The sequence below is a fragment of the Pseudomonas sp. lyk4-R2A-10 genome (genome assembly GCF_030209075.1).
GTDB classification, from domain to species: domain Bacteria; phylum Pseudomonadota; class Gammaproteobacteria; order Pseudomonadales; family Pseudomonadaceae; genus Aquipseudomonas; species Aquipseudomonas glycinae.
Genome location: NZ_JARVSR010000013.1, coordinates 295,426 through 306,717, shown reverse-complemented (window position 1 = coordinate 306,717; position 11,292 = coordinate 295,426). Strand labels below are relative to the sequence as shown.

Annotated in this window: 24 protein-coding genes; all 24 read left to right on the top strand. The window is 54.8% G+C overall.

Annotation, left to right across the window (positions count from 1 at the left end; genetic code table 11):
• On the top strand, positions 1–416 hold a 416-nt coding region (locus tag QRN46_RS25120), incomplete at its 5' end, for an EF-Tu C-terminal domain-related protein (protein ID WP_095139056.1).
• Positions 417–573: 157 nt separating this feature from the next.
• Positions 574–885, top strand: coding sequence for a 30S ribosomal protein S10 (gene rpsJ / locus QRN46_RS25115; protein WP_003186070.1), 312 nt, complete (start codon positions 574–576; stop codon positions 883–885).
• Between the two features lie 80 nt (positions 886–965).
• Complete coding sequence (gene rplC, locus QRN46_RS25110; protein ID WP_285357944.1) at positions 966–1,601, top strand: 50S ribosomal protein L3; 636 nt, start codon at positions 966–968, stop codon at positions 1,599–1,601.
• Between the two features lie 12 nt (positions 1,602–1,613).
• Complete coding sequence (rplD, locus tag QRN46_RS25105) at positions 1,614–2,216, top strand: 50S ribosomal protein L4 (protein WP_003228735.1); 603 nt, start codon at positions 1,614–1,616, stop codon at positions 2,214–2,216.
• Positions 2,213–2,512, top strand: a complete 300-nt coding sequence (gene rplW, locus QRN46_RS25100; protein WP_002555488.1) for a 50S ribosomal protein L23 — start codon at positions 2,213–2,215, stop codon at positions 2,510–2,512. The genes rplD and rplW overlap by 4 nt, the downstream gene beginning before the upstream one ends.
• A gap of 14 nt (positions 2,513–2,526) precedes the next feature.
• Positions 2,527–3,351 (top strand): 50S ribosomal protein L2, encoded by an 825-nt coding sequence (gene rplB, locus QRN46_RS25095; RefSeq protein WP_003186055.1) that lies wholly within the window; start codon positions 2,527–2,529, stop codon positions 3,349–3,351.
• Between the two features lie 16 nt (positions 3,352–3,367).
• Positions 3,368–3,643 carry a 30S ribosomal protein S19 gene (gene rpsS / locus QRN46_RS25090; protein ID WP_011336172.1) on the top strand — a complete coding sequence of 92 codons (276 nt, stop codon included), beginning with the start codon at positions 3,368–3,370 and terminating at the stop codon, positions 3,641–3,643.
• A gap of 11 nt (positions 3,644–3,654) precedes the next feature.
• Positions 3,655–3,987 (top strand): 50S ribosomal protein L22, encoded by a 333-nt coding sequence (gene rplV / locus QRN46_RS25085; RefSeq protein WP_003103908.1) that lies wholly within the window; start codon positions 3,655–3,657, stop codon positions 3,985–3,987.
• 13 nt (positions 3,988–4,000) lie between these two features.
• Complete coding sequence (gene rpsC / locus QRN46_RS25080) at positions 4,001–4,687, top strand: 30S ribosomal protein S3 (RefSeq protein ID WP_003176422.1); 687 nt, start codon at positions 4,001–4,003, stop codon at positions 4,685–4,687.
• A 12-nt stretch (positions 4,688–4,699) separates the two neighbouring features.
• Positions 4,700–5,113 carry a 50S ribosomal protein L16 gene (rplP, locus tag QRN46_RS25075; protein ID WP_003228729.1) on the top strand — a complete coding sequence of 138 codons (414 nt, stop codon included), beginning with the start codon at positions 4,700–4,702 and terminating at the stop codon, positions 5,111–5,113.
• Entirely contained in the window at positions 5,113–5,304 is a 192-nt protein-coding gene (rpmC, locus tag QRN46_RS25070; RefSeq protein WP_002555481.1) for a 50S ribosomal protein L29, read from the top strand. Before rplP ends, rpmC begins: the two co-directional genes overlap by 1 nt.
• 2 nt (positions 5,305–5,306) lie before the next feature.
• Positions 5,307–5,573: a 30S ribosomal protein S17 gene (gene rpsQ, locus QRN46_RS25065; protein ID WP_003194644.1), complete on the top strand. Its 267-nt coding sequence runs from the start codon at positions 5,307–5,309 to the stop codon at positions 5,571–5,573.
• 23 nt (positions 5,574–5,596) lie between these two features.
• Positions 5,597–5,965, top strand: coding sequence for a 50S ribosomal protein L14 (gene rplN / locus QRN46_RS25060; RefSeq protein WP_002555479.1), 369 nt, complete (start codon positions 5,597–5,599; stop codon positions 5,963–5,965).
• An 11-nt stretch (positions 5,966–5,976) separates the two neighbouring features.
• Positions 5,977–6,291: a 50S ribosomal protein L24 gene (gene rplX / locus QRN46_RS25055; RefSeq protein ID WP_003186046.1), complete on the top strand. Its 315-nt coding sequence runs from the start codon at positions 5,977–5,979 to the stop codon at positions 6,289–6,291.
• A gap of 20 nt (positions 6,292–6,311) precedes the next feature.
• A complete protein-coding gene (gene rplE, locus QRN46_RS25050; protein WP_003210069.1) occupies positions 6,312–6,851 on the top strand; it encodes a 50S ribosomal protein L5 in 540 nt (179 codons plus the stop codon).
• Positions 6,852–6,864: 13 nt separating this feature from the next.
• Positions 6,865–7,170: a 30S ribosomal protein S14 gene (gene rpsN / locus QRN46_RS25045; protein WP_007955639.1), complete on the top strand. Its 306-nt coding sequence runs from the start codon at positions 6,865–6,867 to the stop codon at positions 7,168–7,170.
• A gap of 209 nt (positions 7,171–7,379) precedes the next feature.
• A complete protein-coding gene (gene rpsH / locus QRN46_RS25040; protein ID WP_011336171.1) occupies positions 7,380–7,772 on the top strand; it encodes a 30S ribosomal protein S8 in 393 nt (130 codons plus the stop codon).
• 12 nt (positions 7,773–7,784) lie between these two features.
• Entirely contained in the window at positions 7,785–8,318 is a 534-nt protein-coding gene (gene rplF, locus QRN46_RS25035) for a 50S ribosomal protein L6 (protein WP_011336170.1), read from the top strand.
• A gap of 10 nt (positions 8,319–8,328) precedes the next feature.
• Complete coding sequence (rplR, locus tag QRN46_RS25030) at positions 8,329–8,679, top strand: 50S ribosomal protein L18 (RefSeq protein ID WP_003186037.1); 351 nt, start codon at positions 8,329–8,331, stop codon at positions 8,677–8,679.
• A gap of 3 nt (positions 8,680–8,682) precedes the next feature.
• Positions 8,683–9,183, top strand: coding sequence for a 30S ribosomal protein S5 (rpsE, locus tag QRN46_RS25025; protein WP_007955637.1), 501 nt, complete (start codon positions 8,683–8,685; stop codon positions 9,181–9,183).
• Positions 9,184–9,185: 2 nt separating this feature from the next.
• A complete protein-coding gene (gene rpmD, locus QRN46_RS25020) occupies positions 9,186–9,362 on the top strand; it encodes a 50S ribosomal protein L30 (RefSeq protein WP_003176408.1) in 177 nt (58 codons plus the stop codon).
• A 3-nt stretch (positions 9,363–9,365) separates the two neighbouring features.
• Complete coding sequence (gene rplO / locus QRN46_RS25015) at positions 9,366–9,803, top strand: 50S ribosomal protein L15 (RefSeq protein WP_011336169.1); 438 nt, start codon at positions 9,366–9,368, stop codon at positions 9,801–9,803.
• A complete protein-coding gene (gene secY / locus QRN46_RS25010) occupies positions 9,804–11,132 on the top strand; it encodes a preprotein translocase subunit SecY (protein ID WP_003228718.1) in 1,329 nt (442 codons plus the stop codon).
• 27 nt (positions 11,133–11,159) lie between these two features.
• Positions 11,160–11,276, top strand: coding sequence for a 50S ribosomal protein L36 (rpmJ, locus tag QRN46_RS25005; protein ID WP_002555468.1), 117 nt, complete (start codon positions 11,160–11,162; stop codon positions 11,274–11,276).
• Positions 11,277–11,292 lie beyond the last annotated feature (16 nt).

The window sequence follows — 11,292 nt, the reverse complement described above, 5'->3', positions numbered from 1 at the left end:
CCGGTGTTGAGATGTTCCGCAAGCTGCTGGACGAAGGTCGTGCTGGCGAGAACTGCGGCGTTCTGCTGCGTGGTACCAAGCGTGACGACGTTGAGCGTGGTCAGGTTCTGGTTAAGCCGGGTTCGGTTAAGCCGCACACCAAGTTCACCGCAGAAGTTTACGTTCTGAGCAAGGAAGAAGGCGGTCGTCACACTCCGTTCTTCAAAGGCTATCGTCCACAGTTCTACTTCCGTACTACTGACGTGACCGGTAACTGCGAGCTGCCAGAAGGCGTTGAAATGGTAATGCCAGGTGACAACATTCAGATGACTGTTACCCTGATCAAAACCATCGCTATGGAAGACGGTCTGCGTTTCGCAATCCGTGAAGGCGGCCGTACCGTTGGTGCTGGCGTCGTAGCTAAAATCATCGAGTGATCTCTTTATTGAGTCAGCTTCGATGAGTTGAAAAAGCCCCCGCTTAGCGGGGGCTTTTTTATTGGGTTGACACCTATCTGGGGCGTCTATAGAATTGCGCCTCCTTTTAACGGGCGTATTGCGCCCGGTGGGAATAGCAGCCGGAGTCTGAAATCCAATGCAAAATCAGCAAATCCGTATCAGGTTGAAGGCTTTTGACCATCGCCTGATCGACCAATCAACCCAGGAAATCGTGGAAACCGCGAAACGTACTGGTGCTCAAGTGCGTGGTCCAATTCCACTGCCTACCCGTAAAGAGCGGTTCACCGTTCTGGTTTCCCCGCACGTCAACAAAGACGCGCGTGACCAGTACGAGATCCGCACTCATAAGCGCGTTCTGGACATCGTCCAGCCAACGGATAAAACCGTTGATGCACTTATGAAGCTTGATCTTGCGGCCGGTGTGGAAGTGCAGATCAGCCTCGGCTAAGACTCGGTCTTGGTCGTGTAACGCTCTGAAATGGGCGGCCATAGCGGGTGAAAGCCCCGTACACTCATGAGGTTTACAACATGACTATTGGTGTAGTCGGTCGTAAAGCGGGTATGACCCGTATTTTCACCGAAGAAGGTGTCTCCATTCCGGTCACGGTCATTGAGATCGAGCCGAATCGCGTCACCCAGTTCAAAACTGAAGAAACCGATGGCTATCGTGCAGTGCAAGTCACTGTCGGCGAGCGTCGTGCTTCCCGTGTAACAGCTGCTCAGGCTGGCCACTTCGCCAAGGCGAACGTTGCCGCTGGTCGTATCGTAATGGAATTCCGCCTTGAAGAAGGCGAGTACCAGGCCGGCGATCTGATCAACGCTGAAATCTTCGCTGCTGGTCAACTGGTTGATGTAACCGGTCAGTCCAAAGGTAAAGGCTTCCAGGGTACGATCAAGCGTTGGAATTTCCGCGGGCAAGATAACACCCACGGTAACTCCGTATCCCACCGCGTCCCAGGCTCTATCGGCCAGTGCCAGACTCCTGGTCGTGTATTCAAGGGCAAAAAAATGTCCGGTCATATGGGCGCTGAGCGCGTGACCGTGCAGTCCCTGGAAGTAGTGCGCGTGGACGCTGAACGCAATCTGTTGCTGGTCAAGGGTGCTGTTCCTGGCGCTACTGGCGGCAACCTGGTTGTACGTCCAGCAGCCAAGGCTCGCGGTTAAGGGGAAGCTGACATGCAATTAAATGTAAATGACGCTCAAGCGATCGAAGTTTCCGAACTGACATTTGGCGGCGAATTCAACGAGACGCTGGTTCACCAAGCAGTCGTGGCCTACATGGCCGGCGGCCGTCAAGGTAGCAAGCAGCAAAAGACCCGTTCCGACGTTCGTGGTGGCGGTAAGCGCCCATGGCGTCAGAAAGGTACTGGCCGTGCTCGTGCCGGTACTATCCGTAGCCCAATCTGGCGCGGCGGCGGCACCACTTTCGCAGCTCGTCCACAGGATCACTCCCAGAAGCTGAACAAAAAGATGTACCGCGCAGCAATGCGTTCCATCCTTGCTGAGCTGGTGCGTACTGATCGTCTGGTCGTGGTTCAGGATTTCGCAGTTGAAACTCCGAAAACCAAAGACCTGCTGGGCAAACTGAACAACATGAGCCTGACCGACGTTCTGATCGTGTCGGACGCTGTTGATCAGAACCTGTACCTGGCTGCTCGCAACCTGCCGCACGTAGATGTACGTGACGTGCAAGGTTCCGATCCAGTTAGTCTGATCGCATACGACAAGGTGTTGATCACCGTGTCGGCCGTGAAGAAATTCGAGGAGCTGCTGGGATGAACCAGGAACGCGTATTTAAAGTTCTGCTTGGCCCGCACGTTTCCGAGAAGGCTACGGTTCTGGCAGACAAGAAAGGCCAGTTCGTTTTCAAGGTTGCTACTGACGCAACCAAGCTGGAAATCAAGAAGGCCGTCGAAAGCCTGTTCAGCGTGAAAGTTGAGCGTGTTACTACCCTGAACGTTCTGGGTAAGAGCAAGCGCACCGCTCGCGGTCTGGGCAAGCGTAATGACTGGAAGAAGGCAGTTATCTCCCTTCAGCCAGGCCAAGATCTCGATTTCAGCAGCAGTGCTGAGTAAGGAAGGGGTGCATCATGGCAATCGTTAAATGCAAACCGACTTCCCCTGGCCGCCGTTTTGTGGTCAAGGTGGTCAACCAGGAGCTGCATAAAGGCGCTCCTCACGCACCGCTGCTCGAGAAAAAGTCGAAGTCTGGTGGTCGTAACAACAATGGCCGTATTACCACTCGTCACATTGGTGGTGGTCATAAGCAGCATTATCGTCTGGTCGACTTCCGTCGCAACGACAAAGATGGCATCGCTGCCACTGTCGAGCGTATCGAATACGATCCAAACCGTACTGCTCACATCGCTCTGCTGCTGTACGCAGATGGCGAGCGTCGCTACATCATCGCCCCTAAAGGCGTGAGCGCTGGCGACCAGCTGATCGCAGGTGCTCTGGCACCGATCAAGCCGGGCAACGCTCTGCAACTGCGCAACATTCCAGTTGGTAGCACCGTACACGGCATCGAACTGAAGCCAGGTAAGGGCGCACAAATCGCTCGTTCCGCTGGTGCTTCGGCTCAGCTGATCGCTCGTGAAGGCGTTTACGTGACCCTGCGTCTGCGTTCCGGTGAAATGCGTAAAGTACTGGCTGAGTGCCGTGCGACCCTGGGCGAAGTCTCGAACTCCGAGCACAGCCTGCGTTCGCTGGGTAAAGCTGGTGCCAAACGCTGGCGTGGCGTTCGCCCAACCGTTCGTGGTGTTGCCATGAACCCGGTTGACCACCCACATGGTGGTGGTGAAGGTCGTACCTCTGGTGGTCGTCATCCGGTATCGCCATGGGGCTTCCCGACTAAGGGCGCGAAGACTCGTGGTAATAAGCGTACCGACAAAATGATCGTCCGTCGTCGCAAGTAAATAGAGGGATACGACAGTGCCACGTTCTCTGAAAAAAGGTCCTTTTATTGATCTTCACCTACTGAAGAAGATCGAAGTGGCGGCGGAAAAGAACGATCGCAAACCAATTAAGACTTGGTCGCGTCGTTCGATGATCCTGCCACAAATGGTCGGTCTGACCATCGCAGTACACAACGGTCGTCAGCACGTCCCAGTTCTCGTAAACGAAGACATGGTCGGCCACAAACTGGGCGAGTTCGCCGGTACCCGCAACTATCGCGGGCACGTGGCAGACAAGAAAGCCAAGCGTTAAGGGGTAAGGAAATGGAAGTAGCCGCTAAGTTGTCGGGCGCTCGAATCTCCGCCCAGAAAGCCCGCTTGGTCGCCGACCAGATCCGCGGGAAGAAGGTGGGCGAAGCGCTCAACCTGTTGGCTTTCAGCAGTAAGAAAGCCGCCGAGATCATGAAAAAAGTGCTGGAGTCGGCCGTAGCCAACGCCGAGCATAACGAAGGCGCAGACGTTGATGACCTGAAGGTCAGCACCGTTTTCGTCAACGAAGGGCGTTCGCTGAAGCGCATCATGCCACGTGCCAAAGGCCGTGCTGATCGCATCGTCAAGCGGTCTTGCCATATCACTGTCAAGGTTGCTGACAAGTAACGGAGTCGAAGAGATGGGTCAGAAAGTACATCCCATTGGCATTCGCCTGGGAATCGTCAAGGAGCACACCTCCGTCTGGTACGCAGACGGTCGGACTTATGCGGACTACTTGTTCGCTGATCTGAAGGTGCGTGAATACCTCCAAGACAAACTAAAAAGCGCGTCCGTAAGCCGTATCGATATCCATCGTCCGGCCCAAACTGCACGCATCACCATCCACACCGCTCGTCCAGGTATCGTTATCGGGAAGAAAGGTGAAGATGTTGAGAAACTGCGTCAGGACCTGACCAAGCAAATGGGTGTGCCTGTGCACATCAATATCGAAGAGATCCGCAAGCCGGAACTCGACGGTATGCTGGTTGCGCAGAGCGTAGCTCAGCAGCTGGAGCGTCGTGTAATGTTCCGTCGCGCCATGAAGCGCGCTGTACAGAACGCCATGCGCATTGGTGCCAAAGGCATCAAAATCCAAGTGAGCGGTCGTCTCGGCGGTGCTGAAATCGCACGTACTGAATGGTATCGCGAAGGTCGTGTGCCACTGCACACCCTGCGTGCCGACATCGACTATGCCAACTACGAAGCTCACACCACTTACGGTGTGATCGGTGTAAAGGTTTGGATCTTCAAAGGCGAAGTAATTGGTGGTCGCCAAGAAGAGCTGAAGCCACAAGCACCAGCGCCTCGTAAAAAAGCTGCTAAGTAAGGGGTACGCCAAATGTTGCAACCTAAGCGTACGAAGTTCCGCAAGCAGATGACCGGCCACAACCGTGGTCTGGCACTGCGCGGTAGCAAAGTCAGCTTCGGCGAGTTCGCGCTGAAGTCTGTAGCTCGTGGTCGTCTCACCGCTCGTCAGATCGAGTCAGCGCGTCGTGCTCTGACCCGTCACGTAAAACGTGGCGGCAAGATCTGGATCCGTGTATTCCCGGACAAGCCGATCTCCAAAAAGCCTCTCGAGGTTCGTATGGGTAAAGGTAAGGGTAACGTGGAGTACTGGGTTGCCCAGATTCAGCCAGGCAAAGTCCTGTATGAAATCGAGGGTGTTTCTGAAGAGCTGGCGCGTGAGGCTTTCGCCCTGGCTGCTGCAAAGCTGCCGCTCGCCACCTCCTTTGTTAAACGGACGGTGATGTGATGAAAGCGAATGAACTTCGTGAAAAATCCGCACAGCAGCTGAACGAGCAACTGCTCGGCTTGCTGCGCGACCAGTTCAATCTGCGCATGCAGAAAGCAACTGGCCAGTTGGGGCAGTCTCATCTGCTCTCGCAAGTTAAGCGTGACATCGCTCGCGTGAAGACTGTGCTCAACCAGCAGGCAGGTAAGTGATCATGGCTGAAGCCGAAAAAACTGTCCGTACGCTGACTGGCCGTGTTGTCAGCGACAAGATGGACAAAACCATCACCGTTCTGATCGAGCGTCGCGTTAAGCACCCGATCTACGGTAAATACGTTAAGCGTTCGACTAAGCTGCACGCGCACGACGAAACCAATCAGTGCCACATCGGCGACAAAGTCACTATTCGTGAAACTCGTCCGATGGCCAAGACCAAGTCTTGGGCGCTGGTTGATGTTCTCGAACGCGCTGTGGAAGTCTAAGGGCTAGGGGTCGGAGAAATTATATGATTCAGACTCAATCCATGCTCGATGTGGCCGATAACAGCGGCGCTCGCCGCGTTATGTGCATCAAGGTGCTGGGTGGCTCCCATCGTCGTTACGCTGGTATCGGTGACATCATCAAAGTTACCGTGAAGGAAGCAATTCCTCGCGGTAAGGTGAAAAAAGGCCAAGTGATGACTGCTGTTGTAGTCCGCACTCGTCACGGCGTACGTCGTGCTGATGGCTCCATTATCCGCTTTGATGGCAACGCTGCTGTTCTTCTGAACAACAAGCAAGAGCCGATCGGCACCCGTATCTTTGGGCCAGTGACCCGTGAGCTTCGTACTGAGAAGTTCATGAAGATCGTCTCGCTCGCCCCAGAAGTGCTGTAAGGAGATCCGACATGCAAAAGATTCGTCGTGACGACGAGATCATCGTGATCGCCGGCAAAGACAAAGGTAAGCGCGGTAAGGTGCTGAAGGTTCTTGCTGACAACCGTCTGGTTGTTGGTGGTCTGAACCTGGTCAAGCGTCATACCAAGCCTAACCCGATGTCGGGCGTACAGGGCGGTATCGTCGAGAAAGAAGCGCCACTGCACGCTTCCAACGTCGCCATCTTCAACGGCGAAACCAACAAGGCTGACCGCGTTGGTTTCAAAGTAGAAGACGGTAAGAAAATTCGTGTCTTCAAGTCGACCCAAAAAGCGGTTGATGCTTGAACACTGCTAGGTAGAAGACCATGGCACGACTAAAAGAGATTTACCGGAAGGAAATCGCTCCGAAACTTAAGGAAGAACTTAAGCTTTCGAACGTGATGGAAGTTCCGCGCGTTACCAAAATCACCCTGAACATGGGTCTGGGCGAAGCGATCGGCGACAAAAAAGTCATCGAGCACGCTGTTGCTGACCTGGAAAAGATCACCGGCCAGAAAGTCGTTGTGACCTACGCTCGCAAATCCATCGCTGGCTTTAAAGTCCGTGAAGGTTGGCCGATCGGCGTCAAAGTGACCCTGCGCCGTGAGCGTATGTACGAGTTCCTGGATCGTCTGCTGTCGATCTCCCTGCCTCGGGTTCGCGACTTCCGCGGCCTGAATGCCAAGTCCTTCGATGGTCGTGGCAACTACAGCATGGGCGTGAAAGAGCAGATCATTTTCCCGGAAATCGACTACGACAAGATCGATGCTCTCCGCGGTCTGGACATTACCCTGACCACCACTGCCAAGAACGATGATGAAGGCCGCGCTCTGCTGCGTGCTTTCAAATTCCCGTTCCGCAACTGATTGGAGTAGGAAAATGGCCAAGAAGAGCATGAAAAACCGTGAGCTGAAGCGTCAGCTCACCGTTGCCAAGTACGCCGTCAAGCGTGCAGCGCTGAAAGCTATCATCGTCGATCTGAACGCAAGTCCAGAAGCGCGTTGGGAAGCTACCGTAGCTCTGCAGAAGCAACCACGTGACGCAAGCGCTTCGCGCATGCGTAACCGTTGCCGTCTGACCGGTCGTCCGCACGGCGTTTACCGCAAGTTCGGCCTCGGCCGTAACAAACTGCGTGAAGCGGCAATGCGTGGTGACGTTCCAGGTCTGGTTAAAGCCAGCTGGTAATTGCTGTCAAAGCCTTGGTGGTCAGCGTCGCAAGAACCTGACCACCGGTGGCCTTGAACTTGAATCAAGCCCCTTTTGGGGCTTGATTCATTTCTGGGGTATGTCTAGAATGACCGGCTCGCCTGAGCCCGTGTTTTTTATGCCCGGAATTTCTCGGCGACAAGTAGTAGCCGCAAGGCTAATTTTTCTGTATTAGGAGCGTCTAGCCCATGAGTATGCAGGACCCGTTAGCGGACATGCTAACTCGAATCCGTAATGCCCAGATGGCTGAAAAGTCCGTCGTAAGCATGCCGTCTTCCACGTTGAAGGTGGCTGTAGCAAAAGTCCTGAAGGACGAAGGTTACATCGCGGGTTATCAGATCAGCAGCGAAACCAAACCACTGCTGTCCATCGAGCTGAAATACTTCGAAGGCCGTCCGGTCATCGAAGAAGTGAAGCGCGTTAGCCGTCCAGGCCTGCGTCAGTACAAGTCCGTCGAAGAACTGCCAAAAGTACGTGGCGGTCTCGGTGTGTCTATCGTCTCCACCAACAAGGGTGTGATGACTGATCGTGCTGCGCGCGCTGCCGGTGTCGGCGGCGAAGTTCTTTGCACTGTGTTCTAAGGGGGGATAAGCATGTCTCGCGTCGCTAAGAACCCCGTTAAGCTGCCAGCCGGTGTCGAAGTAAAATTCGCAGGCCAACAGCTTTCGGTGAAGGGTGCCAAGGGTACTCTTGAACTGAACGTCCATTCGTCCGTTGAAGTCGTTGAAGAGGCCGGTGAGCTGCGTTTTGCTGCTCGCAATGGCGATCAACAGACTCGCGCAATGGCCGGTACCACTCGTGCGTTGGTAAACAACATGGTCCAGGGCGTAAGCCAAGGCTTCGAGCGTAAGCTCCAGCTGGTCGGTGTTGGTTACAAAGCGCAAGCAAAAGGTCAGGTGCTGAACCTGGCTCTTGGCTTCTCGCACCCAGTGGATTACGAACTGCCGGAAGGCATCACCGCTGAGACTCCTAGCCAGACCGATATCCTGATCAAGGGCATCGACAAGCAGCTGGTAGGTCAAGTGGCCGCCGAGATCCGCGACTTCCGTCCACCAGAGCCGTACAAAGGCAAAGGTGTGCGCTACGCGGACGAAGTCGTCCGTCGTAAAGAAGCCAAGAAGAAGTAGGGCATAGCAAATGACCGACAAAAAAGTTACTCGACTGCGTCGCGCTCGCAAAGCACGCCTGAAAATGCACGAACTCGAAGTCGTGCGTCTCTGCGTGTTCCGCTCTTCGCAGCACATCTACGCCCAGGTCATTTCGGCCGACGGCAACAAAGTCCTGGCAAGCGCCTCGACTTTGGATAAAGAACTGCGTGATGGCGCCACTGGCAACATCGACGCGGCCACTAAGGTTGGCCAGCTGGTCGCTACGCGTGCTAAGGCCGCTGGCGTCTCGCAGGTGGCTTTCGACCGCTCTGGCTTCAAGTACCATGGCCGCGTTAAAGCGCTGGCTGATGCTGCTCGTGAAGCTGGGCTGGAGTTCTAAGTTATGTCAAATAACGACCAAAAGCGCGACGAAGGCTACATCGAGAAGCTGGTTCAAGTTAACCGCGTAGCCAAAACCGTAAAAGGCGGCCGTATCTTCACTTTCACCGCGTTGACCGTGGTTGGTGATGGTAAAGGGCGTGTTGGCTTCGGCCGTGGCAAGTCGCGTGAAGTGCCTGCTGCGATCCAGAAGGCAATGGAAGCTGCTCGCCGCAACATGATCCAGGTTGATCTGAACGGCACCACTCTGCAGTACGCAATGAAGTCTGCTCATGGCGCTTCGAAGGTGTACATGCAGCCTGCTTCTGAAGGTACCGGTATCATCGCTGGCGGCGCTATGCGTGCTGTCCTCGAAGTTGCTGGCGTTCAGAACGTTCTGGCCAAGTGCTACGGCTCGACTAACCCTGTAAACGTGGTTCACGCCACTTTCAAGGGTCTGAAGGCTATGCAGTCTCCTGAATCCATTGCAGCCAAACGTGGCCTGCGTGTTGAGGAGATCAAGTAATCATGGCTACCGTTAAAGTTACGCTGATCAAAAGCATGACCGGCCGCATCCCTAACCACAAACTGTGCGTTAAGGGTCTGGGTCTGCGTCGCATCGGTCACACTGTAGAAGTCCAGGATACTCCCGAGAATCGCGGGATGATCAACAAGGCTTACTACATGCTGCGTGTCGAGGGTTAATCGATGAAACTCAATGATCTGAGTCCAGCGCCGGGTTCCCGTCGCGAAAAGCATCGTCCGGGCCGTGGTATCGGTAGTGGTTTGGGTAAGACTGGTGGCCGTGGTCACAAAGGTCAGACTTCCCGCTCCGGTGGCACCATTGCTCCAGGCTTTGAAGGCGGCCAACAGCCGCTGCATCGTCGCCTGCCGAAGTTCGGTTTCGTTTCCCTGAAGGCCATGGATCGCGCAGAAGTGCGTCTGTCCGAGCTGGCTAAAGTGGAAGGCGACATCGTCACCGTGCAGTCCCTGAAAGATGCCAACGTGATCAACGTCAACGTACAGCGTGTGAAAATCATGCTGTCCGGTGAAGTGGCTCGCGCTGTCACTATCGGCAAGGGAATCGGCGCCACCAAAGGTGCGCGTGCGGCTATCGAAGCAGCTGGCGGCAAGTTCGAGGAATAAATGGCTAAGCAAGGTGCTCTCTCTGCGCTCGGCAAAGGCGGTATGTCTGAACTTTGGGCTCGTCTGCGTTTTCTGTTCCTGGCGATTATCGTCTACCGAATAGGCGCACACATCCCGGTTCCAGGTATCAACCCGGATCGACTCGCAGACCTGTTTCGACAGAATGAGGGGACCATTCTTAGCTTGTTCAACATGTTTTCCGGCGGCGCGCTGGAGCGGATGAGCATCTTTGCGTTGGGGATCATGCCGTACATTTCGGCATCGATCATCATGCAGTTGATGACCGCCGTCAGCCCGCAGCTGGAGCAGTTGAAGAAGGAAGGTGAAGCTGGCCGTCGCAAGATCAGCCAGTACACCCGCTACGGCACCGTCGTCCTCGCTCTCGTTCAGGCCATTGGCATGTCCATTGGTCTGGCGGGGCAGGGCGTTGCGTTCACTGGTGACTTTGGCTTCCATTTCGTCGCGGTTTCCACGTTTGTGGCTGGCGCGATGTTCATGATGTGGCTGGGTGAGCAGATTACTGAGCGTGGTGTAGGCAACGGTATCTCGATGTTGATTTTTTCGGGTATCGTCGCCGGTCTTCCGAGAGCAATCGGGCAGTCTTTCGAGTCTGCGCGTCAGGGCGATATCAACATCTTCGCCTTGGTTGCCATCGGTTTGCTGGCAGTAGCGATTATCGGTTTCGTGGTCTTCATTGAGCGTGGTCAGCGTCGTATCGCTGTTCACTACGCCAAGCGTCAGCAGGGCCGCAAGGTTTTTGCTGCACAGACAAGCCACTTGCCGCTGAAGGTGAACATGGCCGGTGTTATTCCGGCTATTTTCGCGAGCAGCATTTTGCTGTTCCCGGCTTCGTTGGGTGCCTGGTTTGGTCAGTCTGAAGGTATGGGCTGGTTGCAGGACATCTCGCAGTCGATCGCTCCTGGTCAGCCGTTGAATATTCTGCTGTTTAGTGCAGGGATTATTTTCTTCTGCTTCTTCTATACGGCGTTGATGTTCAATCCGAAAGACGTAGCGGAAAACCTGAAGAAGTCCGGTGCCTTTATTCCGGGCATCCGTCCAGGTGAGCAGTCCGCACGCTATATTGATGGCGTTCTGACTCGCTTGACCATGTTCGGTGCTCTTTACATGACGGCCGTGTGCTTGTTGCCCCAGTTCCTGGTGGTTGCAGCAAACGTTCCGTTCTACCTTGGCGGGACCTCGTTGCTGATCGTGGTCGTGGTTGTGATGGACTTCATGTCCCAAGTACAATCGCACCTCGTTTCGCACCAGTACGAATCCCTGATGAAGAAAGCCAACCTGAAGGGTTACGGCAGCGGCATGTTGCGCTGAGTACCCATAAGGTTCGAGGAGTTGGTGATGAAAGTTCGTGCATCGGTGAAAAAGCTGTGCCGTAACTGCAAGATTATTCGCCGCGAAGGTGTTGTTCGAGTAATTTGCAGCGCGGAACCGCGTCACAAACAGCGCCAAGGCTGAGTGTGATTGTGCTTCA